Below are 26,558 nucleotides of genomic sequence, written 5' to 3' on the forward strand. Positions count from 1 at the left end.
TTTAATCAAAGGAGGATAGCTCAGATGGCTCTGGTGGTTCAAAAATACGGCGGCACGTCGATGGGGTCGATTGATCGGATCCGTAATGTGGCCAAGAGGGTCGCCAAAACCTATGATGCAGGCAATGACATGGTAGTTGTCGTGTCGGCCATGTCCGGCGAAACCAACAAACTGGTGGCCCTTGCCAACGATATCTGCGAGTTTCCCGACAATCGCGAATACGATGTCCTTGTGGCATCGGGCGAACAGGTTTCCATTGCACTTCTCTCCATCTGCTTGAAATCTATGGGGTACAAGGCTAAATCCTATCACGGCTGGCAGGTTCCGGTCATAACCGACAGCGCTTTCAGCAAGGCGCGTATTGAAGAGATCCCCGACACCAACATGCGCGCTGACCTCAAGGATGGCACCATCGTCGTTGTTGCCGGATTCCAGGGAATAGATCGGGCGGGAAACGTCACCACCCTCGGCAGAGGGGGGTCCGATACATCGGCGGTTGCCCTGGCGGCTGCCCTGAAGGCAGATGTCTGCGAGATATTTACCGACGTGGACGGAGTCTATACCACCGATCCCAACATATGCACCGATGCCCGCAAGGTCGACAAGGTTTCCTATGATGAGATGCTGGAACTGGCCAGCCTGGGGGCGAAGGTCCTCCAGATCCGCTCGGTGGAATTCGCCAAGAAATACAATGTGGACGTGCATGTCCGCTCCAGCTTCAATGATAATCAGGGTACCATGGTTACCAAGGAGGATAAGGAAATGGAAGCAGTACTCGTGTCAGGCATCGCCTACGATAAGAACGAAACCAAGATTGCCGTGATGAACGTTCCCGACAAGCCGGGGATCGCCGCCAAGATTCTCTCCCCCCTGTCTGATGCCAACATCTCCGTTGACATGATCGTGCAGAACGTGAGTGAATCCGGTCATACCGATTTCACCTTCACCGTGACCAAGGCGGATTTCAAGAAGGCACTCGCCATTACCAAGGAGACCGCCAAGGAAATAGCGGCCAAGGATGTGGTGACCGATGAGAATATCTCCAAGATTTCCATCGTCGGGGTCGGTATGCGGAGCCACGCCGGCGTGGCGACCAAGATGTTTCAGACGCTGGCCAAGGAGGGAATCAACATCCAGATGATCTCCACTTCAGAAATCAAGGTCTCGGTGGTGATCGACGCCAAGTACACCGAGCTTGCGGTACGGGTGCTGCACGATGCCTTCGGCATGTCGGGGAAGGATGTGAAGGGGGAATAGGCCTTTCACGCTCGTTCTGTTCAATAGTCTCAAACGGGAGGCACAGAGATACTCGAGTCAAATCCTGACCGACGTTGTGCTCTGTGCCTCTTGTTGTAGGAGTAAAAATCCATCGGGTATAGGGTGAATGCATGAGCCTGGTAAAATTGTACGATACGACACTGCGGGACGGAACGCAGGGGGAAGATATCTCGTTTCTGGTGGAAGACAAGATCCGCATTGCCCACAAGCTGGACGAGGTTGGCATCAACTACATCGAGGGGGGATGGCCGGGGAGCAATCCCAAGGACATTGCCTTTTTCAAGGAGATAAAAAAGGAGAAGCTCTCCCAGGCGAAAATTGCAGCTTTTGGTTCAACTCGGCGGGCCAAGATAACGCCTGATAAGGACCAGAACATCCGGACCCTGATCCAGGCGGAACCCGATGCCATAACCATCTTCGGCAAGACCTGGGATTTCCACGTGAGGGAGGCGTTGCGCATTCCGCTGGAAGAGAACCTGGAGCTCATCTTCGACTCCCTGGAATACCTGAAGTCCCGGGCACCGGAAGTCTTTTACGATGCCGAGCATTTCTTCGACGGCTACAAGGCCAATCCGGAGTACGCCATCAAAACCCTCAAGGCGGCCGAGCAGGCCAAGGCCGACTGTATCATTCTCTGCGATACCAACGGCGGCACCATGCCCTTCGAGCTTGCCCAGATCATCAAGGACGTGAAGAAGCATATCAAGACCCCCCTCGGCATCCATACCCACAATGATTCTGAGTGCGCTGTCGCCAATTCCCTCCATGCCGTTGAACAGGGGATCGTGCACGTGCAGGGGACCATCAACGGTTTCGGCGAGCGGTGCGGCAACGCCAATCTCTGCTCCATCATTCCTGCCCTCAGGCTGAAGATGGGTAAAGAGTGTATCAGCGCCGAGCAACTCCGCAAGCTGCGTGACCTGTCGCGTTTCGTCTATGAACTGGCCAATCTTTCTCCCGACAAGCATCAGCCCTACGTGGGTAATTCCGCCTTCGCCCACAAGGGAGGTGTTCATGTCAGTGCCATCCAGCGCCACGCCGAGACCTATGAGCACCTGCGTCCTGAGCTGGTGGGGAATACCACGAGAGTTCTCATCTCCGATCTCTCGGGGCGTGCGAACATACTTGCCAAGGCCGAGGAGTTCAATATCAACCTCGACAGCAAGGATCCCGTCACCCTCGACATACTCGACAATATCAAGGATATGGAGAACCGGGGGTACCAGTTCGAGGGGGCCGAGGCTTCCTTCGAACTGCTCATGAAACGCGCCCTCGGAACCCACCGCAAGTTTTTCTCGGTCATCGGCTTCCGGGTCATTGACGAGAAGCGCCATGAGGATCAGAAGCCCCTGTCGGAAGCCACGATCATGGTAAAGGTTGGGGGGAAGGTGGAGCATACCGCGGCTGAAGGGAACGGGCCGGTGAATGCCCTGGACAACGCTATCCGAAAGGCCCTGGAGAAGTTCTATCCGCGGCTCAAGGAGGTCAAGCTTCTTGACTATAAGGTTCGTGTGCTTCCTGCCGGTCAGGGCACCGCGTCAGCCATCCGGGTGCTTATCGAGTCGGGCGACAAGGAAAGCCGCTGGGGCACTGTCGGCGTTTCTGACAACATAATCGATGCATCCTACCAGGCACTCATCGACAGCATCGAGTACAAACTGCACAAGGGCGAGGAGGGGGAGGCCGGCAAAAAGTGACACGGCGGAGCGAATGCTTCGTCCTTTGGTTGCTTGCAGCCTCACTCTGCATAATGTACCTGCACAAGGGCCACGGTGTTCCCCGGAATGGGGATTCCGTGGCCTTTGTGCATCGTACCAGCGCCCAGTTCACCATCCGTCTGGCTGGCCTTGTACCGAAGCCGGGGGTATATCGGTTTTCAGAAGGGACCACGATCGCGGATGTCATAAATATGACGATGCCCGGTTCGCTCTCTGACCAGGAAGTCGAATGTCTTTGTGCCCGCGAAGTTGTTGGTGGGGATATGGTGACGGTTTCTTCAGGCAAGAACCAACATGCTGAAATATCACTAAATATGATGAACGCACGGGAGCGGATGCTGCTCGGGATTCCGTTAAACCCCGATCTGATGGATGGTGCGGACTGGGAGGCACTACCGGGGATAGGGCCGGAGCTGGCGGAAGATATAATTGCGGAGCGTCATAATAATGGCGAATTTGGCACGATTGACGGTCTGTTAAGGGTACCCGGAATCGGAGAAAAACGTGTCGAGACACTCAGGCGTTATTTTTAAGTATGCATAACGACTTGAAATAAAACAAAAAAATGGGGATGTGCAAAACAGTTGCACACAATATTTTATTCAGTAGCCACGTTGGCACATATGATGAAATACCCTCCGGTACTTGTGATTGAAGAAATTTTCCATGTGGGGGTGACCATCATGAATTGTCCTAAGTGTAAAGGTCGTATGTTTGCAGAGAAGTTTTATGATTTCGTCCGGTCGTTCGATGCATGGAAATGCACCTGTTGCGGCGAAGTGCTGGATCCCACCATTCTTGCCAACAGGGCCAGGAATCATAACCTTTACCTGGGATAATCATCTGAACATACTCGATGCAGAAAAGAGAGGGAAGCGGGCTTCCCTCTCTTTTTTTGTGTCTGTGCTGATGAGGGCGGTGGTCTCTGCTTGTCGTGCCATGTGGATGAGGTACACTTAGAAAATTCGGGAACGGAGAGATTATCTATGGCAACCGATGTTGAACTGCGTGACATCAGGCAGTTCACCGACAATCTACTGGCGTGGGTCCGGGGTAAAGGCAAAATAGTTATTGTCGTCCACGACAATCCTGATCCAGATTGCCTGGCATCAGCCATGGCGTTGCGCCATCTGTTCGTCATGAAGCTGAATAAAGAGACGGTGATTACCTTTTCGGGGATGATAGGCCGAAGTGAAAACCTTGCCATGGCAAAGGAACTCCAGATTCCCCTCACTCCTCTCGGCATAACCGATCTGTCTGATTTTCAGGTAGTATGCATGCTCGACACCCAACCCGGGACGGGGAACAACTCCCTTCCGCCGGGCACCCGCGTGGATGTCGTCATCGACCATCACCCCCTGAGGGAAGCGACGAGGCAGTGTCGCTGGGTCGATGTGCGTGAGGAGTACGGGGTAACCGCCACCATCCTGTATGAATATCTGCAGGTACAAGACGTGCCCATCGGGACGAAGCTGGCGACGGCGCTCTTCTATGCCATTAAATCCGAAACCCAGGACCTGGGGCGAGACACGAATCTTCCGGACCGGGAGGCGTACCATCGGCTCTTCCCCCTGACCAACAAACGGCTTCTCAATTCGATAACCCATCCAAAACAGCCGTTCGAATATTTCGTGACGGTCAGTAGGGCGCTGGCCAATACGTCAATTTACGGTAACGTGCTCGTTTCACGGCTCGGAGCGGTGGCCTTCCCCGAACTTGTTGCCGAAATGGCCGATTTCCTGCTTCGTCTCGAGGATATCGAGATGGTTCTAACCATGGGGATGTACAACAATGACATGATTATCTCCATGCGGAGCAATCGGCACGACATGAATGCCGGCGACGTGCTCAGGCAACTGGTTACCGGAGTTGGTGCTGCTGGCGGACATGGTATGATGGCCGGCGGCAAGGTGGAAATTGCTTCCCCGACTCCAGCTGACGTAGAAGAAATGGAAAACCTCATGACCGAGCGGTTTCTTGCCGAACTGGGCGCGGCCTCCCTGCCGGTTCGTCATCTGATTGCGTGAAGCGGTTGACAAGGAATGGACAATCCGGCTATAACTGCCTGACACTACGACACAGGGAGATCTATGCGACACGATGGAAGAGGGGCTGAGAACCTCAGGGAGATACGCATTACGCGGCAGTTTCTCAAGCATGCAGAAGGAGCGGTTCTCGTTGAATTCGGCGATACAAGGGTCATCTGTACCGCTTCAGTCGAGGAAAGTGTTCCTCCTTTTCTGCGGGGGAAAGGGAGTGGGTGGGTGACGGCAGAATATGCCATGCTGCCGCGGGCTACCCACACCCGCTCGTCGCGGGAGGCGGCTAAGGGGAAAATAGGTGGGCGCACCCATGAGATTCAGCGCTTGATAGGTCGGTCCTTGAGGGCCGTCACCGATTTGACGCTACTCGGAGAGCGGAGCATTCTTATCGATTGTGATGTCATTCAGGCCGACGGTGGCACCCGCACCGCTTCCATCACCGGTGCCTATGTGGCACTCGTTGATGCAGTTACCTGGTTGATGGATAAAGGTGCGTTGTCCCGGTTACCCCTCAAGGAAGCGGTGGCGGCGGTGAGCGTCGGGATCGTTTCGGGGGTTCCCGTCCTTGACCTGGACTACCATGAAGATTCCTCCGCCGAGGTGGACATGAATATTGTCATGACCTCATCGGACCGTTTCGTTGAAGTGCAGGGGACGGCGGAAGGCACGCCGTTCACTGTTGCCGAAATGGATGCCATGCGCAATCTGGCTCAGAAAGGGATCAGGCAGTTGTTTGCAATCCAGAACGAGGTTCTCGGTCGATGAATGAGCTTCTCGTCGCGACGGGCAACCGTGGCAAGTTGCGTGAGCTTGAGGCGCTGCTCCACGATATAGTTGCGCGGCTCTACTCTCTTGCGGATTTTCCCGAAATTCCTTCAGTGGTGGAAGATGGTGTGAGTTTTGCGGAAAATGCCGTGAAGAAGGCACAAAACGCGGCTCTGTTAACCGGCAAGCCGGCTCTGGCAGACGATTCAGGGCTGGTGGTGGAAGCTCTCGACGGGCGGCCGGGAGTGTATTCTGCACGCTTTGCCGGTCATGATGCGGACGACGTCGCGAATAATGCCAGGCTGCTGCGGGAACTTGAAGGTGTGCCGAGGGAGGCGCGCAGAGCAGCCTTTCACTGTGTTATTGCACTCTGCCAGCCAGAAGGAGAGTGTCGCACGTTTACCGGAGAATTATCGGGGGTTATTCTGGATGCGCCCCGGGGGGAGGGTGGGTTCGGATACGATCCGTTGTTTCTCGTTCCTGAGTATGGCCGCACCCTTGCCGAGCTGCCATTGGAGCTGAAAAACCGTATCAGCCATCGAGGGCGGGCGCTCAGGGAACTGAAAACCTATCTGCAGGGATGCGGGCCGTGAGTCGTTCCTCTGTCGCGCTCTGCGGAGATATATTGGCGATAAAAATACCTTGCATGATTTTGGTCGGCATGATATAAAATCATTTTTCTCGGGGTGTAGCGCAGCCGGGCTAGCGCACCTGCCTTGGGAGCAGGGGGTCGGAGGTTCGAATCCTCTCACCCCGACCAAAACTCTGCGCCTGTAGCTCAGCCGGATAGAGCAACGGCCTTCTAAGCCGTAGGTCAGAGGTTCGAATCCTCTCAGGCGTGCCAAAACCCAGTATGGTGGCTATGGTGAAGCGGTTAACACAAACGACTGTGACTCGTTCATACGTGGGTTCGAATCCCACTAGCCACCCCATTTAAACACCAGGCCCCGCGCAAGCGGGGCTTATTCGTATATGTTGCAGTTTCTGGCGAGAGTGGCGGAACTGGCAGACGCACTGGACTTAGGATCCAGCACCGAAAGGTGTAGGGGTTCAAATCCCCTCTCTCGCACCATATCGTCAGTTCCCCCCGGCAGTACTTCATACGGGCAGAAGCCCTGTTCTTTGCAATCGGCCAAATCCAACCCGAATATAGAGTGAGGTTTTTGACATGCAGATCAACGTGGAAGCTCTCAGCAAGGTAAAGAAGAAAATCAGTTTTGAAATTCCTGCCGACCGTGTGACAGCGGAAATCGAGAAAGCCTATGATCAGATCCGTAAACAGGTGGCCATCAAGGGTTTTCGTAAGGGTAAAGTGCCCCAGGCAATGCTGGAAAAGCATTACAGCGACAGGATGGCAGACGATGTGCTGAAGAACCTGGTCAACGATACCTATTTCAGCACTCTCAAGGAGCACAAGATTTACCCTGTCTCCCACCCTGTCATTGACAGCGACGAGCTTAAAAAAGGGCAAGCGTTCACGTATTCCGCGACCGTCGAGGTCTTTCCCGAAATCGAAGTGAAGGATTACGCCGGTCTTGCCGTAAAGAAAGAAAAATACGTGAGGGATGAGGCGGTCATTGAAAAGCGTCTTGGCGAAATGCGTGAAGGGATGGCGCAACTGGAACCGGTAGAGGGACGACCGGCGGCTCAGGGGGATTTCGTCACCATCGATTTCAAGGGGTTTCTCAACGGCGTACCTTTTGCCGGCGGTGAGGCCACTGACCACGTCCTGGAACTCGGTTCGGGTCGTTTCATTCCCGGCTTCGAGGAACAGCTGATGGGCATGGAGGTGGCTGCGGAAAAGGACATCGTGGTGACCTTTCCTGCGGAGTACGGCAGCGAAGAACTGGCCGGCAAGGAAGTGACCTTTACCGTCAAACTAAAGGAAATAAAAGTTAAGGAACTCCCCCCCCTCGACGATGAATTCGCCAAGCAGTTTGGTGAATTCGAGACGTTGGCGGATTTGAAAGCGAAACTGACGGAAATGCACGATCTGCGTGAGAAGGACAGGATCGACGCTGACCTGCGGGATCGGGTGGTAAAGGCGCTCATCGAGAAGAACGACATTGAAGTGCCTGAGACAATGGTGGAACGGCAACTTGACATGATGCTGGAAAGCACCAAGCGGCGCCTTGCGAACCAGAAACTCTCACTGGCTATAATGGGCCTTGATGACGAGAGTTACAAGGTCCAGTTCAAGAGTGTCGCCGAACAGCAGGTAAAAGGCTCCCTGCTGCTGGATGCGCTGTCCGGGCAGGAGAAGATCACTGTCGGCGAGGCCGACGTGGAAGCACGACTGAAAAAGATCGCCGAGGAGAATGGGCAACCTTTCGAGCGAATCAACGCGTATTACAAGCAGAACCAACAGGCACTGGATGGACTCGTGTCGCAGGTTAAGGAAGATCGGGTGGTTGAATTCCTGCTGGACAAGGCGACCGTCACCGAAGTTGATAAGGGCGAAATCTAACGAGCAGGAGGGAAAATGCTGGTACCCATTGTAGTTGAACAGACCGGACGGGGCGAGCGTTCTTACGATATCTATTCGCGATTGTTGAAGGACCGGATTGTATTTCTTGGCGGTCAGATCGACGACAATCTGTCAAATCTCATCATTGCCCAGCTCCTTTTCCTCGAGGCGGAAGATCCTGACAAAGACATCCATCTCTACATCAATTCTCCCGGAGGGATAGTTACGTCGGGAATGGCAATATACGACACCATGCAGTACATCAAAGCCCCTGTTTCCACGATTTGTGTCGGCCAGGCCGCGTCCATGGCGGCTCTTCTCCTTGCTGGCGGGGAAAAGGGAAAGCGTTTCAGCCTTAACCACTCCCGTATCATGATCCATCAGCCTCTCGGGGGCTTTCAGGGGCAGGCTACCGACATACACATCCATGCCCAGGAAATTCTCCGCATGAAAAAGACGCTGAACCAGATACTGGCCTCCCACAGTGGACAGTCGCTGGAGAAGGTGGAAGCGGACACGGAGCGTGATTATTTTATGTCTGGAGAAGATGCCCGTAACTATGGTATTATTGACTCGATAATTGCACGAAATACCTTTACGGGAGGCTCCCGGTGAGCAGAAGAGACGATAGATCCGATAACCTGATCTGTTCTTTTTGCGGTAAAAGCCAGGACGAGGTCAAGAAGCTGATTGCCGGGCCGACGGTCTACATCTGCGATGAATGTATAGAACTCTGTAACGATATCATTGCCGAGGAGACCAAGCTCGAAGAGGCGATGGGGCCGGACGTCAGGAAGCTTCCCAAGCCTCAGGAGATAAAGGAAGTCCTCGACGAGTACGTTATCGGACAGGAACGGGCCAAGAAAATCCTCGCCGTCGCTGTCTACAACCATTACAAACGCATTGAAGCGATGGGCAAGCCGGGTGACGTGGAGATGCACAAGAGCAATATCCTCCTCCTTGGACCCACAGGCTCCGGTAAAACCCTTCTGGCACAGACCCTGGCGCGTATACTCAAGGTCCCGTTCGCCATGGCGGATGCCACCAACCTCACCGAAGCCGGTTACGTCGGGGAGGATGTCGAAAACATCATTCTCAACCTTCTTCAGGCTGCTGATTACGATGTGGAGCGCGCCCAGAAGGGAATTATCTATATCGACGAGATCGACAAGATTGCCCGCAAGTCCGATTCCCCTTCCATAACCCGCGATGTCTCCGGTGAGGGGGTCCAGCAGGCGCTTCTGAAAATCATCGAGGGAACTGTCGCGAGCGTTCCTCCCAAAGGTGGACGCAAGCACCCCCAGCAGGAATTTCTCAAGGTGGATACGACCAATATCCTTTTTATCTGCGGCGGGGCATTTGCCGGTCTTGACAACATAATCCAGCAGCGGATCGGGGTAAAAACCCTCGGTTTTGGCGCCGATGTTAAGAAGAAGGTCGAGAAGCGGGCCGGCGAATTGTTGACCGAATCGACGCCGGAAGATCTGCTCAGGTTTGGTTTCATTCCCGAATTTATCGGGCGGTTGCCGGTCCTTGCCACGTTAAGTGAACTGGGCGAGGACGCCATGGTGCAGATTCTGAAAGAGCCGAAAAATGCATTGGTGAAGCAGTACCAGAAACTCTTCGAGATGGAGCACGTAAAGCTGAAATTCACTGACGGATCGCTGATCGCCATCGCCCGGGAGGCTCTGAAGCGGAAGACAGGGGCGCGCGGCCTCCGCTCCATACTGGAAAATGCCATGCTCGACATCATGTACGAGATACCTTCCCAGTCCATGGTGAAAGAGGTTGTCATCAACGATGACGTGATCTATAACAGGGAAAAACCGATAATTGTCTATGAAAACGTGGCGGAGTCCGCTTGATGACAGGATTGAACATGGAATCGACGAGCAGTAACAAGAGAGGGAATCCGGCAAGATTCCCTCTCTTGCCGTTAAGAGATATAGTTGTCTTTCCCGCCATGGTGGTGCCACTCTTTGTCGGCAGGGAAAAGTCTATCCAGGCACTGCAGGCGGCCATGGATAACGGGAAGCTGATTTTTCTCGCAACCCAGAAAAACGCTCAGACCGAAGAGCCGACCGCCGATGATATCTATGCCGCCGGCACGGTGTGCCAGATACTCCAATTGCTGAGATTGCCCGATGGAACGGTGAAAGTCCTGATAGAAGGGAAGCGGCGGGGGAACATTGTTGGCTTTGAGTCTGCAGCAGACTACTTTGTTGTGAAAGTGGTCGAGATTGCGGAAAAAATCGACCCGAAATCCGAGACCCAGGCACTCGTCAGGGGCGTCACTGCAGCTTTCGAGAACTACGCCAAGCTTGCCAAGTCAATTCCGGCCGAGATCGTGACAACTCTGACAGGTAATAGTGAGCCGGGGCAACTGGCGGACGGCCTTGTCCCCCATCTCAATCTCAAGCTTGCCGACAGGCAGGAGCTTCTTGCCACGCGAAATGTGGCACGGCGGCTTGAAAAACTGTTTGCATTCATGGAATCGGAAATAGAGATACTCCAGATCGAGAAAAAAATCCGGACCCGGGTCAAGAAGCAGATGGAGAAATCCCAGCGTGAGTACTATCTGAATGAGCAGATGCGTGCCATCCAGAAAGAACTGGGAGCCAAAGACGAGTTCAAACAGGAAATCAACGAACTCGAACAGAAGATTGAAAAGCTGAAGCTGTCCGACGAGGCAAGGAAGAAGGCGAAGGCCGAGCTCAAAAAACTCAGACTCATGTCCCCCATGTCTGCAGAGGCAGCTGTCGTCAGAAATTACGTTGACTGGCTGGTCACCCTCCCCTGGGGAAATTACGTCGATGAGAAAGATGACATACGGCTCGCGGAGAAAATTCTCGATGCGGACCACTGTGGTCTGGAGAAGGTAAAGGAGCGCATTCTCGAATATCTTTCAGTCAACTCCCTGGTCAAGAAGATTCGGGGGCCGATCCTTTGCCTGGTGGGCCCTCCGGGGGTCGGGAAAACATCACTGGCCCGCTCGATCGCCACGGCGACTGGCCGCGACTTCGTCAAAATGTCACTCGGCGGGGTTCGCGACGAGGCGGAAATCAGGGGACACAGACGCACGTACGTGGGGGCGATGCCGGGAAGGATCATCCAGAACCTGAAAAAAGTGGGGAGCAATAATCCCGTTTTTCTTCTGGACGAAATTGACAAGATGAGCTCCGACTTCCGTGGTGACCCTGCGTCTGCGATGCTGGAGGTGCTCGATCCCGAACAGAATGCCACGTTCAGCGACCATTTTCTTGAAGTCGAGTATGATCTTTCCCGTGTCATGTTCGTCACTACGGCAAATTCTCTCCATACCGTTCCCCGGCCGCTTCTGGACAGGCTAGAAGTCATCAGGATCGAAGGCTATACGGAGAATGAAAAACTGCAGATCGTACGCCAGCATCTGTTGCAGAAGCAGCTCGCCGTGCACGGACTGCAGTCTGGAGCTGTTGCCGTAACAGACAGGGCAATCGTGGAGGTGATCCGTCACTACACCCGTGAGGCGGGAGTGCGCAACCTTGAACGGGAAATTGCCTCCATATGCCGTAAAATTGCCCACAGCATGGTCAAGGGTTCTCGACGGAAATTCACCATACAACCGAAGCAGGTTCGCGATTATTTGGGTGTGCCGCGTTTCAGGCATGGCATTGCGGAGGAGCGTGATGCCGTTGGGCTTGTCACCGGGCTGGCCTGGACCGAAGTTGGCGGGGAATTGCTTGTTATCGAGGTGGCGGTGTTGCCGGGCAAGGGAAAACTGACCATAACGGGCAAGCTGGGTGGCGTCATGCAGGAGTCAGCTCAGGCTGCCATGACGTATGTCCGTTCGCGGGCACAGGCCCTTGGGTTGGAGCGGGAGTTCTATCAGAACGTGGATATTCATATCCACGTCCCCGAGGGGGCCATCCCCAAAGATGGCCCTTCGGCAGGCATCGCCATGGCCACAGCCCTTACATCGGCTTTGACCGGCAGGCCGGTACGTCGGGATATTGCCATGACTGGGGAGATAACCCTGCGGGGGAGGGTACTTCCCATAGGTGGTTTGAAGGAAAAAATTCTGGCAGCAAAACGGGGACTGATCAAAACGGTCCTGATCCCCATGGACAATGCAAAGGATTTGGCGGAAATACCCCAGGACATTACATCCGGCATTACCATTCATCCTGTCTTTCACATGGATGAGGTCCTGACGCTGTCGCTTACGGGCGAGCCGCTTGTTTCACTGCCGCCGGTTGTCCTGGCTGACCACCCCGCGGTAGACGATCCGGTGACGGCACACTGAATGCTGACAACAAGGAAAAAAATCTTGACACTGCCGGCTCGGCTCTGCTATAAATCACTTTCTCTGTAGCGCGGGATCATAAAAGCGGTCACATCAGCTTATGTACCAGCTACGCTTATTGGGGTCGTAGTTAAGATGGTTATAACGCCGGCCTGTCACGCCGGAGGCCGCGGGTTCGAGCCCCGTCGACCCCGCCATCTATCCGGGCGAATAGCTCAGCTGGGAGAGCGCCAGCCTTACAAGCTGGATGTCACAGGTTCGATCCCTGTTTCGCCCACCATTGATATACGCGGTTTCGGTTCTACCGCGACAATTTATACCACTGGGGTCGTAGTTAAGTTGGTTATAACGCCGGCCTGTCACGCCGGAGGCCGCGGGTTCGAGCCCCGTCGACCCCGCCAGTCCCTAAGGGCCATGATCAATCATGGCCCTTTTTTTATTTCGTTTACCCGCAATGTCCCGCCAGTCTTCCCTTTCCCTTGACTAAGCGGACGTAAATCGTTTATCCTTGCAAAAAATATGTAGTTAGGGGACGTTATGGCTTTTTGCCGTCTGATTATGCTGTCAATTTGTCTGGCTTGTTCCTGTCTCAACGTAGCCTCTGCCAATGAACTGGAAAATGTAGCCGTAACCGTCAACGGAGAGAAGCTGTCGGTGGCTGAGTTATCCCAGGAGGTACAGAAGATCGTCCCCATGGAAACCAGTTTTCATGGCGGAATGTCAGCAGAAAAAATCAAGAGTATTCAAGCAAGGGCCCTTGCCATCCTCGTGGAGAAAGAGCTTCAGTATCAGGACGCCCTGGCAAAAGGTTTAAAGCCGGATGATAAAGCCTTGGATGCCGAGTTCAATCGTGTTGTTGCGCGTTTCAACAACCGGAGCGAATTCGACAAGGCGATTAAGAAAGCGGGTTTTTCCGAGAAATTGCTCAGGCGGTTCATCGCCAGGGACCTGCTTTCGGAAAAAATACGGAAACAGGAGGTCGACGACAGGGTCGGCATATCCGAAGCAGCAATACGAGAGTATTACGAAACAAACAAGAGCAGATACATGAAGCCTGAGGAGTACCGGGCAAGCACCATTCTGGTCAAAGTAGACCCGGCGTCCACTGCAGAGGAACGTGCAAAGCTCAGGGAGCGCGCAGAGACTTTGTTGAAAAAGGTTCAGGATGGTGCCGATTTCGGACAGCTTGCCTATGACAATTCGGATGACATGTCCCGGATCAAGGGTGGGGATATGGGGTTTTTTCACACGGGAAGGACGGTGCCGGAGTTTGAAGAAGCGGTGAAAAAACTCAAGATCGGTGAAGTAAGCGGCGTAATAGAGTCGATGTATGGATATCACCTCATCAAGCTCACTGAAAAAAAAGAACCGCGTCAACTCCCCTACGAAGAAGTGAAAGATAAAATCCGTACGCAGCAGATCGAGAAGCAGAAAAAGCAGTTGTTCGACGCGTGGATGGCTGGCTTGAGAGCAAAGGCGAAAATCGTCTATCCCGGAAAAGGATAGACCGGTGAATGCCTTTGTCGTCATCCCGACCTATAACGAGCGGGAAAACATCGAACAACTGATCGGCGAAGTGCTGGCTCAAGATGCCGGCATTCACGTTCTTGTCGTCGATGACAATTCACCCGATGGGACGGGAGAGGTTGTGGACAGGCTTGCCGCAACCTCAGACAGGGTTCATGTCCTCCATAGGGCGGGCAAACTTGGCCTTGGCTCGGCATATCGGGAAGGGTTCCGGTTGGCACTCGAAAAAGGAGCGGACTACGTTGTTGAGATGGATGCGGATTTTTCCCATGACCCGGCAACCCTGCCGCTTTTTTTTGCCCGGATGGAAACGCATGATCTTGTCATTGGTTCCCGCTACCTCAACGGCGTGAGCGTTGTCAACTGGCCACTCAGACGGCTCATGCTCAGCTATTTTGCGAGCGTCTACACCCGTGCGATAACAGGTCTCACGATTTCCGACTGTACGAGTGGCTTCAAATGCTTCAAACGCAACGTACTGGAGGCGATCGACCTGTCACAGATAAAGTCTGACGGCTATTCATTCCAGATAGAGATGAATTATCGCTGTGTCGAGATGGGGTTTCGTGTCGGTGAAATTCCCATCATATTTATCGACAGGCATGCAGGTTCATCCAAGATGTCAAAGAAGATAGTGCGGGAAGCGGTTCTCATGGTCTGGAAGCTTAAACTGGGCTCTCTGTTCAACAGGTTTCTGCCGACGGGGAGGGCATCGTGAGTGGTGACATCTGGTCTGTTTTCTGTGTAATTGGCTTCTGGGGATGGATTCTTGCCACCATTGGTTTCATAATCAAGGCATTTCCCGCAGTCGGCGTTTTCCGTCGCGAGATGGCTCTCCTTTGGGGGGTAAGCGTAGTATTATTCTACTCCCTGTGGATAGTAAGCATGGTGCACGCATGAGGAGAGTATATCTGTTGGTGAAACTGTCGATCTGCTCGCTGGCCCTTTTACTTGCTGCCTGCGCTACCGCTGAACCCCTCGCCTGGCGTGATGCTGCCATTAATCTTGCCTGGCCTCCTCCCCCCAATCCCCCCAGAATCAGTTTTTTGCGTGACGTAAAGGGGCCGGACGATGTCATCCCGGAAAAGGGCAACATTGCCCGCTTCATGGAGTTCGTAACCGGTGACGATACGACGAAAACTGCGCTTAATACGCCCTACGGAGTGGCCAGTAACGGGAACTCGGTCATTTATGTGACCGATATCGCAGCGGGTATTGTCCATCGCTACGACCTGGCGAAGCGGACCGTCGACTACATATTACAGGCCGGCGAGGAACCACTCATTCGACCAGGTGGGGTGGCTGTCGACCGGGACGGTAATGTGTATATTTCCGACGCCGGAAACGCCAAGGTATTCAAGTTCGATAAGAATGGCACGTTCATCCATGAATTGGCCGGTCAGTTCCAGCGTCCGGCGGGAATTGCAATCAACAGTCGCGGCGAGAAATTTGTCGTTGATGTGTTGGCACATAAATTGAAAGTTTTTGATGTTCACGATACTTTTGTCCGGGATTTTCCACAGGACGACACGCGAGAACAGCTCAATCTTCCTTCTAATGTTGCAATTGACCGAAAAGACGATGTTTATGTGACCGATTCCATGAATTTCATGGTCAAGGTTTTCAGCCATTCAGGCAGCTATAAATACAGTATCGGTGAAATAGGGGATGCGCCCGGTTCTTTCGCGAGGCCAAAAGGAGTTGCCGTTGACCGTGACAACCATGTTTACATCGTTGACGCGAGTCACGGCAATTTCCAGATTTTCAATCAGGACGGAAAACTTCTGCTCTTCGTGGGGAGGAACGGCACAGGCCCCGGCGAATTTTCCCTGCCCAGTGGTATCTTCATCGATGCGAGCGGACGTATCTTTGTAGCCGATACGTATAATCACCGCATTCAGATTTTTCAGTACATATCAGAAGGTGGCCCACAATGAGACGTACTACGTTCATGTTTATACTTCTTTGCCTCGTTTCCGGTGCGGGTGTCGGTCCGGTTGCAGCCGCAGGTCCCAAATTCCGCGACGGAGGCAACAAACATAATCTTTCCTCGCTGGACAGCAATACCGGCGTGACGTACAAGGCTAAACCCGGAGATCCATTGCAGCGGGACACACAGGTTTGCATCTTTTGCCACACCCCCCACAATGCGTCTCCCCAGGGAGCTCTCTGGAACCGCAAGGACACAACATCCGTATTCGGGATATACACCTCCAGCACCCTCGTTATCAGGCGTGCCGGTGTACCGGCCAGTTATGGCGAGCCCAATGGTTCCTCCCGCCTCTGCCTCAGCTGTCATGATGGCATCACCGCGGACTTGAACGTTCTTGGGAATGTGTATGCCGGAGGACCGATCGATTTTCCGACAGGAAAAGGGAAAATATCCGGAGTCGCAGCGTTCGATGCGAAGAAAATCAGCCTTGGGCACCATCCGGTGTCGTTTGTGTATGACACGGCCGTGGTTGTAGCGATACAGAGCGGTGGTAAAAGTACCCAGGGATACAAACTGCCGCCGCCGAATGATCCCGTCAAGTTGCAGAAATTGCAGAACAAGGAGTGGATGCAGTGCACGACCTGCCACGATCCCCATCAAAACCAGACCGCCGAAACCGCATACCCTGCGGGTTCACCAGCTGCGGGGAGAAAGATTGCGCCGTTCTGGGTTCTGGGCACATCGGGTAATGCCAGTACAGACCACGACACCGTCTGCCTGAAGTGTCACAACATAACAAAATACGGCAATTTGTCGACGGCTTGGCCATGGCCCTAACTAACTTCCTCAAGGAACGCGTGATCATGCTCAAACTAGCCACTATTATCTGCCTGTTTCTCCTGGGGTCGACAGTCCCGCTTCTGGCAGCCGGGCAGAATGCCAGACCCCATATTGACCGAAACAGCCTTCCCTATGGATGCGGGACATGCCATGTCGGATTCGATTTCAATTCGGGGGGTGGCTCGGAAGGGTGTGTCAGCTGTCATGGCAAGTCACGTCCGCCTCGGGAGTTCGTGGATTCAAATGCGGTCTTGCGCGATCTGGAGAGTGAATTCAAAAAGAGATATCGTCATCCGACATTTGATGTCCGTGGAGTACACAAGGCTAATGAAGTCCTGCCCGAGCAGAATCCCCGTGCCTCTCGCCATGCCGACTGCGTAGATTGCCACAATCCGCACCTTACGACACAGACAAATGTGTTCGCCGGCATCAAGGGAAAGAGAGTGGGTAACAGTGTCACGGAGATCGTTAATGAATACGACCTCTGCTATCTCTGCCACGGGGACAGTCTCAATCTGCCGGGACGGGCAACCAACAAGCGAGCCGAGTTCTCCGTGAATAACCCCTCATTCCATCCCGTGGAAGGTGAGGGGAAGAACCTTGCCGTGATAAGCCTGCTCAAGCCGTATCGTGAGAAAAAAACCGATCCCGGCGATGTGTCGGTAATCAGTTGCCGTGATTGCCACGGGAGTGAATCGTCGACCTCTCCGCGAGGACCGCACGGATCAGCCAATCAGTACATACTGGTGGAAAACTTCTCCACGAGGGACAGGGAACCGGAGAGCGCGACGGCGTATGCACTCTGTTATCGTTGCCACAACCGTACCAGCATACTGGGGGATGAAAGTTTCCGTTTCCATTCACAGCACATCAAAGGGAAGGTGACGGTCGGGATGAACAACGGGACCTCCTGCTATACCTGCCATAACTCCCATGGCAGTGTTGATGCCAAATATCTGATACGGTTCAATCGCGACATCGTTTCGGCCAGTTCATCAGGCCTGTTGAAGTTTACGGAAAAGGGGACCAGTGCCTTTCGGGGTGAGTGTTATCTTACCTGTCATGGTGTTGACCACAACCCGAAGAGCTACTGAGAAATGTCTGTCTGGAGGAGCACTATGCAACCTATGCAACTGATCGTCACTGCCGGTTTCATGGTGTTTGCATTGTCTGCTGCCGTGTCCGGGAGTGAAGAGATTGGGTCTCCAAAGGGAAAAGTTTCTCCCCATGGGGAGGATGCCGATTGTTCCGTCTGTCACGTTGCTTCGGAGGCGGACCTCAGGAGCTGGTTTACCTTTCCTTCTACCAAGAAAAAGTTCAAGGCAGACTACAACACCCTTTGCCGTCAGTGTCATGGTGTTGATTTTGGGCATGGCGTCGGTAAAAAACCGGCACTGAATCGCGGGGGATTGCCGCTTGACGCGCAGGGAGCCATCGCCTGCGCCATTACCTGTCATAACATGCATATCAAGAGCGAAGACGCGACGCAAAACAGATACCACTTACGCACATCGCGGGAAAATCTCTGTTTTTCCTGTCACGATAAATAACTATTCACAATTTTCCATTATTTTTAAGTGGGTTGACAGAAAAACCACGGGTACCAGCTCGTGGTTTTTATATTTAACTTTTGTCATGGTTGTGGTAAAATTGCACACTTATGGCTATCTATACCTGTAAACTGGGGTCAGTTGACGGAAAGATCATCGTCAAGGAACTTGAGGCCACAAACCGGGAATATTTGCGGCAAAGCCTCGAAGATCAGGGTTTTTTTGTCTTTGAGCTGAAAAAAAAATCGTTTCAGTTTTTGTGGGACAAGGGCATTGCGCGTAAAAAGGTTGATAACCGCGAACTTCTCTCATTCAATCAGGAACTGCTCGTCCTCATAAAATCGGGAATGCCGATCATACAGGCGCTCGATGTCGTTCTCGAGCGTGGCGGCAAGGGAAAGCTTCAGGAGATTCTCCATGAAGTCAGGGAAGACATCAAGGGGGGGGCTTCGCTGTCCGATGCCTTCGAAAAGCATCCCCGGGCGTTTTCACACCTGTATATCGCTTCAATTCGTGCCGGTGAACGAACCGGCGACCTTCCCCTGACAATTCGGCGCTATGTGGCGTTTCTGAAAAGGATGGAAGGGTTCCGGAAGAAGGTTGTTTCCGCACTCATATATCCTTCAATCCTGCTGACTCTCGCCACGGTGGTCGTTACTGTGTTGCTGGTCTACGTAGTCCCCATTTTCAGCCAGATTTTTGCGGATGTCGGCTCGCAGCTTCCCTTGCCGACCCGATTGCTCATCGCTTTCACCGTTGTGTTGAAGACCTATTTGCCGCTGATAGTCGCTGCAGCGGTCATTGCCGGTTATTTTGCACGCCGCTGGATGCGGACGACAGCCGGAAGATATACGGTCGATCGGGTGCTGTTGCGCATCCCCTTTCTCGGCCCGCTGATGGCCCAGTATGCTGTTGCTGGTTTTACCCGTACATTGGGGACGATCCTGGGGAGCGGTATACCGATAGTCGAGTCACTCAAGATGGCGGTGGGGACCCTGAACAACAAGGTCCTTGAACGCAAGCTCCTGCAGGCTGTTGTCCGGGTGGAAGAAGGAACGACACTGGTAACGGCGCTGGAGGGCGTAAAACTGATGCCCCCCCTTGCTCTCCGGATGCTCGGCGTCGGCGAGACGACGGGAGCGCTGGAGGAGATGCTCGCCGACATATCCGAGTACTTCGAGGAAGAGATCGACCGGCAGCTCCATGTCCTTACCACTGCAATAGAACCTGCTATACTCATTGTAACTGGCCTTATCATCGGGGTTATCATTATCACCCTCTACCTGCCGGTCTTCAAAATCGGCGCAGCCGTCGGATAACGGATCGGTTCATGGGCGAATTTTTCAAACAGAAAAGAATCGGCGACATCCTGGTGGAGAAGGGGGATTTGACCTCTGATCAGCAGATGTACGCTGCTGATCGCCAGAAAAACAGCAGTTCGCGATTTGGTGAAATCTGTGTCCAGGACGGGCTCGTTACCGAAGAGGCGGTCACGCGGGCACTTGCGGATCAGTTCGGCATGGAATATGTCGACCTGTCGGGGTTCAAGATGGACGAGACTATCCTGAACGCCCTCATCCCCGACAGCATCTATCGTTACCATTTCGTCCCTCTGGAGTTGAGAGACGACGCGCTCGTGGTGGCCATTGCCGACCCGACCGACGTCGTGAAGCTCGACGAACTGGAAATGTTTCTGAACCAGCCTCTCGTCATGAAACTGGCGACGGAGTCGTTGATCGAGCAGGTGCTCAAGCGGGGTGAAGGGACGAGCCGGGTCCTCAAAGAGGTTTCCGAGGACTTCATGCTGCAGCTTGTCACGGAAACCGACAAAGGGGAAGAGGTCCTGTCGGTTGAGAAGATTTCCACCGACACCAGCCCCATCATCAAGCTGGTCAATTCCACCGTTCTTGATGCCCTTAACAAGCGTGCGAGCGATATCCACATCGAGACCGCCCAGGAAGGTGTCATCATCAAATACCGGGTCGACGGTGTCCTCTACAAGGCTACCGACCCCATAGACAACCACTTTCAGGGGCCTATCATCTCCCGACTGAAGGTCATGAGCGAGCTGGACATATCAGAACGGCGTATTCCGCAAGACGGGCGGTTCAAGGTGAGGATCAATGGCAAGTCCATCGATTTCCGGGTTTCCATCATGCCGAGCGCCTTTGGAGAGGATGCGGTCATCCGTATCCTGGACAAGGAGAGCATCGCCTCCGACCTTAAGGGGCTCACCCTCGACACCCTCGGGATGGCCCAGCGTGAAATCAAGCGGTTCCGCAAGATGATCCGGGAGCCTTACGGGATGGTGCTGGTAACCGGACCGACCGGATCGGGGAAGACGACCACTCTTTATGCAGCTTTGACAGAAATCCATACGGGAGAGGAAAAAATCGTCACGATTGAAGACCCTGTGGAATATCTCCTGCGTGGCATCGTCCAGATTCCGGTCAACGAGAAAAAAGGGCTCACCTTCGCCCGGGGACTCCGTTCCATCCTGCGGCACGATCCCGACAAGATCATGGTCGGTGAGATCCGGGACCCGGAGACGGCGCAGATTGCGGTCCAATCGGCCCTCACCGGTCACCTGGTGTTCACCACGGTGCATGCCAACAACGCCTTCGACGTGCTGGGACGCTTCATCCACATGGGGATCGATCCCTACAATTTCGTCTCCTGTCTCAACTGTGTCATGGCCCAGCGTCTGGTGCGGAAAATCTGTACGAAGTGCAAGTACCCCGTTTCCGTTTCAGACGAGGCCCTGCGGGAATCGGGGATAGATCCTGACCAGTGCCGCAATGTGACCTTTTACGATGCCAAGGGGTGCGACGACTGTAATCATACCGGCTATCGTGGCCGGGCGGCAATCGTCGAACTGCTGGATCTCAATGACGACATCCGTGAACTGATCATCAGCAAGGCGCCGACCGCACAACTGAAAAGGGCTGCCAGTGAAGCGGGGACGATTTTCTTGCGGGAATCTGCGGTCGAGAAGGTCCTTGCCGGTGAGACGACTCTGCGGGAGATCAACCGTGTCACCTTTGTGGAGTAACCATGTTTTTTGCCCGTAGAGCCATCGGATTGGACCTCTGCCAGGAAGGCGCCAGGCTTGTGCTGGTCAGTGGCAAGCAAAGCCAGCCTCAGCTCGATGAGTTTCGCATCGCAGCCTTCCCCGCTGAAACGGTGAAGATCTCCATCCGTGAACCGAACATTATTAATCAGGGGGCCTTCGTCGCGACGATCCGGGAAAATTACCTGCAACTTCTTACCGGCATCAAAAAAGTTGCCGTGTCACTCCCCGACGCGGCCGGCCGGATTGTTCTGGTCGACCTGGAGACAAGGTTCAAGAACAAGAAGGAGGGGGCGGATATCATCCGCTGGAAGCTGAAAAAGAGTTTCCCCTTCAACGTGAATGACATGCACCTTGACTATCAGGTGATCCAGGAAAAGGAGACCGGCGAGGTGGAGGTGCTGGTTTTCCTGATTGCCCGGCAGGTGATAGCCCAGTATGAAGAGCTGTTGGGAGAGGCGGGGCTGGAACCGAACCGGATCGACTTCACGACGTTCAACCTTTACCGCCTCTTCGCTCCCCGGCTGGAACTTGTTGAAAACGTCGCGTTTGTTGCTTCTTATGGCGGGACGTTCAGTATTCTCGTGTTTTCCGGCGGGACTCTGACGTTTTACCGTTCCAAGGAGCTGCCCGGAGGGGGGGGGGATTCCGCCCGCCTTTTCAGGGAAATCAACAGTTCGTTCCTGGTTTTCCAAGACAAGCACCCCGGCCACGAGATCGAAGAAGTATACTGTCTCTGCGCCCGCGAGGATGCGGATGCGCTGACCGCGGTGGTGGGCGAGGCGACAGGCCGCGATCCTCTGCTGCTCGATGCTGACCGCTCCATTACCCGGCGATCCGGCCTGGCCGGCGATCATGCCGTTACGCACCTGCTGAATGCGGCCATCGGTGCCGCGACAAGGAACCTCTGATGCGTTTCGACATCAATCTTGCCACAAAGCAGTACATCAATACGCGCCATCTCAACCTGGTCGTGGCTGTGGCTGTCGTGCTGCTGGGGGGGATGCTCGTGTCGAACCTGGCAGCCTTTACCAGTGCCTCCTCCGAGATCGGGCGACTGACTGCCGACCTTTCGGGGCATGCCCCGAAAGATGCGAAAAATGTGTCTCCCCAGGAATATCAGGCGCTCTTGGGCAAGATCGGCTTCGCAAATACCATAATCGCCCGTAAGTCCTATGACTGGCTCGCACTCCTTGACCAGCTCGAGGGAGTTGTTCCCGATGGGGTGTCCCTTTCCTCGCTGGATCCCGACCCCAAGGGAGGCGACCTGAAAATTACGGGCGTTGCCCTCAATTTCAAGGCATTGCGCACCTTTGTCGAGCAGCTGGAATCTTCCAGCTACTTCAAAGAAGTGTATCTGGTGAGTCAGGCGGAGAACAAGGTTTCCGTGTCGCAGAAAGGAACCACCTTCTCCATTACATGCAAGGTTCCGGTCAAATGAACGGCAAATTCCTCTGGGACATCGTCAGGTCGCGGCCAAAATCCCTGGCAGTGGTGCTTCTGCTTGTTCTGCTCAATGGCGGACTGTTTTTCTTCAGTTCATACCACCAGCAGCCTCGGCTGCTGGAACTCCGTCAGCAGTGGGCCGAAAAGCGGCGGGCCGGCGGAGTGCGCGATGCAGCGGCCATTTTCCGGCAGGGGACCAGCGACCTTGCTACCTGGCACGCCAGGATTGCCCCCAAGAAGGATTTCGCCCGGTTGATCGGAACCCTTTTCGACACGGCTGCCAGTAATTCCCTCAAGGTCGGCGGCGTCAGCTACAAACCGGTGCCGGTAAAGGAAGACAACCTTCTTGCCTTTACCATCAGTTTTGGTGTCTCCGGCAAGTATGCCGCGGTGAAAAGCTTCATCGCCGACCTGATGCATACCAGGGAGATCGTGACCCTGGACAACGTCTCCCTTGCCAGCACCAAACTGACCGAAGAATCAGTTGACATGAAGGTCCAGCTCACGGCCTATTTCAAGGCGGAGGGACCATGAACCGTCAGAAACTGGCCCTTGCCATCCTTCTCGGCGTCTTCGCCTGCTCGCTGATTTTCAGTTATTTTCGGATGCCACGGCAACGGACCGTGGAAAAGCTGACCTATACACAGGGTTTACGGGCGGAAGCAAAACGGCCGGCGGGGGCCGCGAAGCAGGATGACACGAAGCTCCATCTCGAGATGCTTGACCGTGAACAGACGCGCTTTTCCGGTTTCCGCCGGAACATTTTCAAACCCCTGTTCCGCGAGGAAGTGAACGTGCCGGCGGGCTTGCCCTCGCGTCCGCCGGTCATCCCCCTTCCGCCGCCACCGCCACCGCAGCCTGCTCCGCCCCCCCAGGCAGAGGAGCCTTCGCCCCTTCAGCAGGATATGGCGCGGTTTACGTTCCTCGGTTTCATGAAAAAGGACGCCCTCAAGATCATTTTCCTCGCCAAGGACAAGGATATTTTTCTTGTCAAGAAGGGTGATAAACTTGCAGGCAGGTACGAGGTTACCAATATTACCGACGAGGCGCTGACCATCCAGGTGGAGGGTGATGGCGGTGAAATAATCATACCGCTCACGGAGAACCGGGCGCTCGCTGCTCCCCGCAAGTAAGTTTGCCGGCCCGTTGGAGTGAGTCCCCAGGCTGGAAGTTCAAGGAGATCCTTCGCATGCAATCGTTACGGAATATATTCCTGTTGTGCTGCCTTTTGTTACTGGTGGGTGGATGCGCCGCCGGTCGTTCCGCCTTCAACAAGGGGGAAGACCTGGAGCAGCAGGGTAAACTTGATGAGGCGGTCCTCAAATACGCCGAAGCCGCCACGGCGAATCCGTCCGTTGCGGAATACCGGGTGCGTTTTCTGAAGGCTGGTGTGGAGGCTGCGAAGAAGCATCAGAAGAGCGGTGACGCATTTCTGGAAGCGAAGAATTACGATGAAGCCCTTCGCGAGTACCAGACTGCTTTTACCCTTGACCCATCACTGGAAATTGCCCGTCAGCAGGCCGAGCATGTCATGAAACTGCGCAGTTCCCTGGTCTATTTCAGGGAAGGGGAGGAACTGGAAAAGGGGCACAAGCTACGTGAGGCGCTCCGTTCCTACCAGAAGGCGGCTGACCTCGATTCCGGCAACAAGGAGGCGCGGGATGCCGTGGAGCGGCTGGTCAAGGCCCGGCGCCCCAAGATGGACGGTTTCGAACTCAATCTCAAGTCCAACAAACCGATCACCCTCAAGTTCAAGGATGCCAAGATCAAAGAGGTCTTCACCATCCTGTCCCAGCTTTCCGGGATCAATTTCATTTTCGATGAAGGGGTCAAGGACCAGAACGTCAGTGTCTTCCTGGAAAACGCCTCGTTTCCCCAGACCCTTGATATCCTCCTGAGCATCAACAAGCTGAGCAAGAAGGTCCTCAACGAAACGACCATCATCGTCTACCCCCGGTCGCCGGAAAAGGTAAAGCAGTACGAAGAGCTGATGGTGCAGACCTTCTACCTCAACAAGCTGGAGGCGAAAAAGGCGGTCAACCTGATCCGCACCATGCTCCAGGTCAAGAAAATCTACGTGAACGAGGAACTGAACGCCCTGGTCCTCCGGGATACCGCCGATGTGATCGAGGTGGCGCGCAAGATCATCGAGGCCAACGACGTCCCCGATGGGGAGGTGGTGCTCGAAGTGGAAGTGGTGGAGATCGCCAAGAACAAGGCGGACACTTTCGGCTTGGCGTTGAGCAAGTACAATGTCAGTCTCAACACCCTTGCTCCGGATAAGACAAACTGGCTTTCCGATACGTTCACACCGGCAACCACCACCACTATCATTCCAACAGGATCTACGACAGCGCCAACGGCACAGTCGACTGCAAATAACTTGCTCAATGTCTTTAACTGGCGCGGTTTCGGCGGTTTCATTACCGTGCCGAACGCCACCTTCAACTTTGGCAAGTCCCTGGCCAACGGCGAGTCCTTGGCCAATCCCAAGCTTCGGGTCAAGAACCGGGAAAAGGCCAAGTTCAACGTCGGCACCCGGGTGCCGATTACCACGACGTCATCCCCCACGGGGGGCGGGGTCTCCGTCAACGTCCAGTACGTGGATGTGGGGGTGAAGCTGAACGCCGAGCCGACCATCCAGCTGAACAACGACGTCAGCATCAAGCTGAGCCTGGAGGTAAGCTCCATCCTCTCCCGCGATAAAGTGGGAGATAGTACATCACTTACCACCGTGGTCACCATCGGTACCCGCAACCTGGACACGGTCCTGAACCTCAAGGATGGGGAGACCAGCATCATCGGCGGCCTCATCCAGGACAACAAAAGTACCAGCAAGAAGAAGATCTGGCTCCTGGGTGATATCCCCATTCTCGGCTCGCTGTTGAGCAGCACCGACGATACCAACGACAAGACGGAACTGGTGCTCGCCATAACCCCCCGACTCGTGCGGGGCGTAACCATTCCTGATGCGGATGTCTCCTCGTTCTGGTCGGGCAGGGAAGACGATCCGGTGGCGGCCAAGCTCTACTCGTCATTCCAGGATACCGAAACGGAGGCTTCCCCTGGAGCGGCGCAACCCGCCGGAGCGCAAATGCCAAAAGGCGGGGCAGCCCCAGCGCCGGGCAAGCCCATGTTACCTGTACCGGCACCCCCTGCTGCGCAGACAATGCCGGCGACTCCTCCGAACGTGCCGGCTGCCGCTCCCGAACCGCCGCAACGGGTCATGCTGAATCTCCTCGCCCCGCCGACGGTCAAAGTTAACGACCAGTTCCGGGTCGAGATCAAGGTGTCCGATGCGAAGAATCTTTACAACTCGCCGTTTACCCTGGTATACGACCCGCTCTTCCTCGATTTCGTCGGCATTGAAGAGGGCCCCTTCCTGAAAAGCGATGGCAAGCCGACCCTGTTCAAGACCAGTCTGGACGCTAACGGCGGAAAGGTGGCCGTGACGCTGGGGCGGGTAGGTGACGTGCCGGGTGTCACCGGTGCGGGGACCATCGCCACCGCCATCTTCAAGGCAAAGAACCAGGGTCCGGCAAGCCTAGGTTTCATCGATGCCAATTTCGTGGCAGCCGGCGGGAAACCCCTTGAAACCCTCCCCTACAATACGGCGGTGGAGGTACAATAGCTGGCG

General features: G+C 54.5%; 23 protein-coding genes and 7 tRNA genes. All 30 read left to right on the top strand.

The window, feature by feature from the left end:
- The first annotated feature begins 24 nt into the window (after window positions 1–24).
- The 30 genes from KI810_RS15255 (at window position 25) to KI810_RS15400 (ending at window position 26,552) form a co-directional block, all read left to right on the top strand.
- Window positions 25–1,257: an aspartate kinase gene (locus KI810_RS15255; protein ID WP_214176428.1), complete on the top strand. Its 1,233-nt coding sequence runs from the start codon at window positions 25–27 to the stop codon at window positions 1,255–1,257.
- Between the two features lie 131 nt (window positions 1,258–1,388).
- Complete coding sequence (cimA, locus tag KI810_RS15260; protein WP_214176429.1) at window positions 1,389–2,975, top strand: citramalate synthase; 1,587 nt, start codon at window positions 1,389–1,391, stop codon at window positions 2,973–2,975.
- A gap of 98 nt (window positions 2,976–3,073) precedes the next feature.
- The gene (locus tag KI810_RS17625) at window positions 3,074–3,529 is read left to right on the top strand and encodes a helix-hairpin-helix domain-containing protein (RefSeq protein WP_214176430.1); all 456 of its coding nucleotides are present in this window, start codon (window positions 3,074–3,076) and stop codon (window positions 3,527–3,529) included.
- A gap of 453 nt (window positions 3,530–3,982) precedes the next feature.
- Window positions 3,983–5,023, top strand: a complete 1,041-nt coding sequence (locus KI810_RS15270) for a DHH family phosphoesterase (protein ID WP_214176431.1) — start codon at window positions 3,983–3,985, stop codon at window positions 5,021–5,023.
- A gap of 63 nt (window positions 5,024–5,086) precedes the next feature.
- Window positions 5,087–5,803, top strand: coding sequence for a ribonuclease PH (gene rph / locus KI810_RS15275; RefSeq protein WP_214176432.1), 717 nt, complete (start codon window positions 5,087–5,089; stop codon window positions 5,801–5,803).
- Window positions 5,800–6,396, top strand: a complete 597-nt coding sequence (locus KI810_RS15280) for an XTP/dITP diphosphatase (RefSeq protein WP_214176433.1) — start codon at window positions 5,800–5,802, stop codon at window positions 6,394–6,396. The genes rph and KI810_RS15280 overlap by 4 nt, the downstream gene beginning before the upstream one ends.
- Window positions 6,397–6,485: 89 nt before the next feature.
- A tRNA-Pro gene (locus KI810_RS15285) sits at window positions 6,486–6,563 on the top strand.
- 7 nt (window positions 6,564–6,570) lie between these two features.
- Window positions 6,571–6,647, top strand: a tRNA-Arg gene (locus KI810_RS15290).
- 12 nt (window positions 6,648–6,659) lie between these two features.
- Window positions 6,660–6,735 (top strand) — tRNA-His (locus KI810_RS15295).
- Between the two features lie 55 nt (window positions 6,736–6,790).
- Window positions 6,791–6,875, top strand: a tRNA-Leu gene (locus KI810_RS15300).
- 96 nt (window positions 6,876–6,971) lie between these two features.
- Window positions 6,972–8,270 carry a trigger factor gene (gene tig / locus KI810_RS15305; RefSeq protein ID WP_214176434.1) on the top strand — a complete coding sequence of 433 codons (1,299 nt, stop codon included), beginning with the start codon at window positions 6,972–6,974 and terminating at the stop codon, window positions 8,268–8,270.
- Between the two features lie 15 nt (window positions 8,271–8,285).
- Entirely contained in the window at window positions 8,286–8,885 is a 600-nt protein-coding gene (gene clpP, locus KI810_RS15310) for an ATP-dependent Clp endopeptidase proteolytic subunit ClpP (RefSeq protein WP_214176435.1), read from the top strand.
- Window positions 8,882–10,135 carry an ATP-dependent Clp protease ATP-binding subunit ClpX gene (clpX, locus tag KI810_RS15315; RefSeq protein ID WP_214176436.1) on the top strand — a complete coding sequence of 418 codons (1,254 nt, stop codon included), beginning with the start codon at window positions 8,882–8,884 and terminating at the stop codon, window positions 10,133–10,135. Before clpP ends, clpX begins: the two co-directional genes overlap by 4 nt.
- Window positions 10,135–12,555, top strand: a complete 2,421-nt coding sequence (gene lon / locus KI810_RS15320; protein ID WP_246525721.1) for an endopeptidase La — start codon at window positions 10,135–10,137, stop codon at window positions 12,553–12,555. The genes clpX and lon overlap by 1 nt, the downstream gene beginning before the upstream one ends.
- Window positions 12,556–12,675: 120 nt before the next feature.
- Window positions 12,676–12,752 (top strand) — tRNA-Asp (locus KI810_RS15325).
- A gap of 7 nt (window positions 12,753–12,759) precedes the next feature.
- Window positions 12,760–12,835: transfer RNA gene (locus KI810_RS15330), tRNA-Val, on the top strand.
- A 44-nt stretch (window positions 12,836–12,879) separates the two neighbouring features.
- A tRNA-Asp gene (locus KI810_RS15335) sits at window positions 12,880–12,956 on the top strand.
- 136 nt (window positions 12,957–13,092) lie between these two features.
- The gene (locus tag KI810_RS15340) at window positions 13,093–14,061 is read left to right on the top strand and encodes a peptidylprolyl isomerase (protein WP_214176437.1); all 969 of its coding nucleotides are present in this window, start codon (window positions 13,093–13,095) and stop codon (window positions 14,059–14,061) included.
- A 4-nt stretch (window positions 14,062–14,065) separates the two neighbouring features.
- Window positions 14,066–14,800, top strand: a complete 735-nt coding sequence (locus tag KI810_RS15345) for a polyprenol monophosphomannose synthase (RefSeq protein WP_214176438.1) — start codon at window positions 14,066–14,068, stop codon at window positions 14,798–14,800.
- A 199-nt stretch (window positions 14,801–14,999) separates the two neighbouring features.
- The gene (locus tag KI810_RS15350) at window positions 15,000–16,019 is read left to right on the top strand and encodes a 6-bladed beta-propeller (protein ID WP_343213517.1); all 1,020 of its coding nucleotides are present in this window, start codon (window positions 15,000–15,002) and stop codon (window positions 16,017–16,019) included.
- Between the two features lie 14 nt (window positions 16,020–16,033).
- Window positions 16,034–16,852 (top strand): cytochrome C, encoded by an 819-nt coding sequence (locus tag KI810_RS15355; RefSeq protein WP_246525724.1) that lies wholly within the window; start codon window positions 16,034–16,036, stop codon window positions 16,850–16,852.
- Between the two features lie 26 nt (window positions 16,853–16,878).
- Entirely contained in the window at window positions 16,879–17,949 is a 1,071-nt protein-coding gene (locus KI810_RS15360; protein WP_214176441.1) for a cytochrome c3 family protein, read from the top strand.
- 24 nt (window positions 17,950–17,973) lie between these two features.
- On the top strand, window positions 17,974–18,405 hold the full coding sequence (locus tag KI810_RS15365) for a cytochrome C (protein ID WP_214176442.1): 432 nt from the start codon (window positions 17,974–17,976) through the stop codon (window positions 18,403–18,405).
- A 110-nt stretch (window positions 18,406–18,515) separates the two neighbouring features.
- Window positions 18,516–19,724, top strand: coding sequence for a type II secretion system F family protein (locus tag KI810_RS15370; protein WP_214176443.1), 1,209 nt, complete (start codon window positions 18,516–18,518; stop codon window positions 19,722–19,724).
- Between the two features lie 11 nt (window positions 19,725–19,735).
- Window positions 19,736–21,457 carry a GspE/PulE family protein gene (locus tag KI810_RS15375; protein WP_214176444.1) on the top strand — a complete coding sequence of 574 codons (1,722 nt, stop codon included), beginning with the start codon at window positions 19,736–19,738 and terminating at the stop codon, window positions 21,455–21,457.
- Between the two features lie 2 nt (window positions 21,458–21,459).
- Complete coding sequence (gene pilM, locus KI810_RS15380) at window positions 21,460–22,386, top strand: type IV pilus biogenesis protein PilM (protein ID WP_214176445.1); 927 nt, start codon at window positions 21,460–21,462, stop codon at window positions 22,384–22,386.
- Complete coding sequence (locus KI810_RS15385; protein WP_214176446.1) at window positions 22,386–22,916, top strand: PilN domain-containing protein; 531 nt, start codon at window positions 22,386–22,388, stop codon at window positions 22,914–22,916. The genes pilM and KI810_RS15385 overlap by 1 nt, the downstream gene beginning before the upstream one ends.
- Window positions 22,913–23,455, top strand: coding sequence for a type 4a pilus biogenesis protein PilO (pilO, locus tag KI810_RS15390; protein WP_214176447.1), 543 nt, complete (start codon window positions 22,913–22,915; stop codon window positions 23,453–23,455). The genes KI810_RS15385 and pilO overlap by 4 nt, the downstream gene beginning before the upstream one ends.
- Complete coding sequence (locus KI810_RS15395; RefSeq protein ID WP_214176448.1) at window positions 23,452–24,054, top strand: hypothetical protein; 603 nt, start codon at window positions 23,452–23,454, stop codon at window positions 24,052–24,054. Before pilO ends, KI810_RS15395 begins: the two co-directional genes overlap by 4 nt.
- 56 nt (window positions 24,055–24,110) lie before the next feature.
- Window positions 24,111–26,552 carry a cohesin domain-containing protein gene (locus KI810_RS15400; protein WP_214176449.1) on the top strand — a complete coding sequence of 814 codons (2,442 nt, stop codon included), beginning with the start codon at window positions 24,111–24,113 and terminating at the stop codon, window positions 26,550–26,552.
- The last annotated feature ends 6 nt before the right edge of the window (window positions 26,553–26,558 follow it).

Source organism: Geomobilimonas luticola, from assembly GCF_018476905.1.
GTDB classification, from domain to species: Bacteria; Desulfobacterota; Desulfuromonadia; order Geobacterales; family Geobacteraceae; genus Geomobilimonas; species Geomobilimonas luticola.

Excerpts from the sequence above, each read along its gene's own strand:
- KI810_RS15255 (WP_214176428.1), top strand. The coding sequence starts at position 25 with ATGGCTCTGGTGGTTCAAAAATACGGCGGCACGTCGATGGGGTCGATT.
- cimA (WP_214176429.1), top strand. The coding sequence starts at position 1,389 with ATGAGCCTGGTAAAATTGTACGATACGACACTGCGGGACGGAACGCAG.
- KI810_RS15270 (WP_214176431.1), top strand. The coding sequence starts at position 3,983 with ATGGCAACCGATGTTGAACTGCGTGACATCAGGCAGTTCACCGACAAT.
- rph (WP_214176432.1), top strand. The coding sequence starts at position 5,087 with ATGCGACACGATGGAAGAGGGGCTGAGAACCTCAGGGAGATACGCATT.
- KI810_RS15280 (WP_214176433.1), top strand. The coding sequence starts at position 5,800 with ATGAATGAGCTTCTCGTCGCGACGGGCAACCGTGGCAAGTTGCGTGAG.
- tig (WP_214176434.1), top strand. The coding sequence starts at position 6,972 with ATGCAGATCAACGTGGAAGCTCTCAGCAAGGTAAAGAAGAAAATCAGT.
- clpP (WP_214176435.1), top strand. The coding sequence starts at position 8,286 with ATGCTGGTACCCATTGTAGTTGAACAGACCGGACGGGGCGAGCGTTCT.
- lon (WP_246525721.1), top strand. The coding sequence starts at position 10,135 with ATGACAGGATTGAACATGGAATCGACGAGCAGTAACAAGAGAGGGAAT.
- KI810_RS15340 (WP_214176437.1), top strand. The coding sequence starts at position 13,093 with ATGGCTTTTTGCCGTCTGATTATGCTGTCAATTTGTCTGGCTTGTTCC.
- KI810_RS15355 (WP_246525724.1), top strand. The coding sequence starts at position 16,034 with ATGTTTATACTTCTTTGCCTCGTTTCCGGTGCGGGTGTCGGTCCGGTT.
- KI810_RS15360 (WP_214176441.1), top strand. The coding sequence starts at position 16,879 with ATGCTCAAACTAGCCACTATTATCTGCCTGTTTCTCCTGGGGTCGACA.
- KI810_RS15365 (WP_214176442.1), top strand. The coding sequence starts at position 17,974 with ATGCAACCTATGCAACTGATCGTCACTGCCGGTTTCATGGTGTTTGCA.
- KI810_RS15370 (WP_214176443.1), top strand. The coding sequence starts at position 18,516 with ATGGCTATCTATACCTGTAAACTGGGGTCAGTTGACGGAAAGATCATC.
- KI810_RS15375 (WP_214176444.1), top strand. The coding sequence starts at position 19,736 with ATGGGCGAATTTTTCAAACAGAAAAGAATCGGCGACATCCTGGTGGAG.
- pilM (WP_214176445.1), top strand. The coding sequence starts at position 21,460 with ATGTTTTTTGCCCGTAGAGCCATCGGATTGGACCTCTGCCAGGAAGGC.
- KI810_RS15385 (WP_214176446.1), top strand. The coding sequence starts at position 22,386 with ATGCGTTTCGACATCAATCTTGCCACAAAGCAGTACATCAATACGCGC.
- pilO (WP_214176447.1), top strand. The coding sequence starts at position 22,913 with ATGAACGGCAAATTCCTCTGGGACATCGTCAGGTCGCGGCCAAAATCC.
- KI810_RS15395 (WP_214176448.1), top strand. The coding sequence starts at position 23,452 with ATGAACCGTCAGAAACTGGCCCTTGCCATCCTTCTCGGCGTCTTCGCC.
- KI810_RS15400 (WP_214176449.1), top strand. The coding sequence starts at position 24,111 with ATGCAATCGTTACGGAATATATTCCTGTTGTGCTGCCTTTTGTTACTG.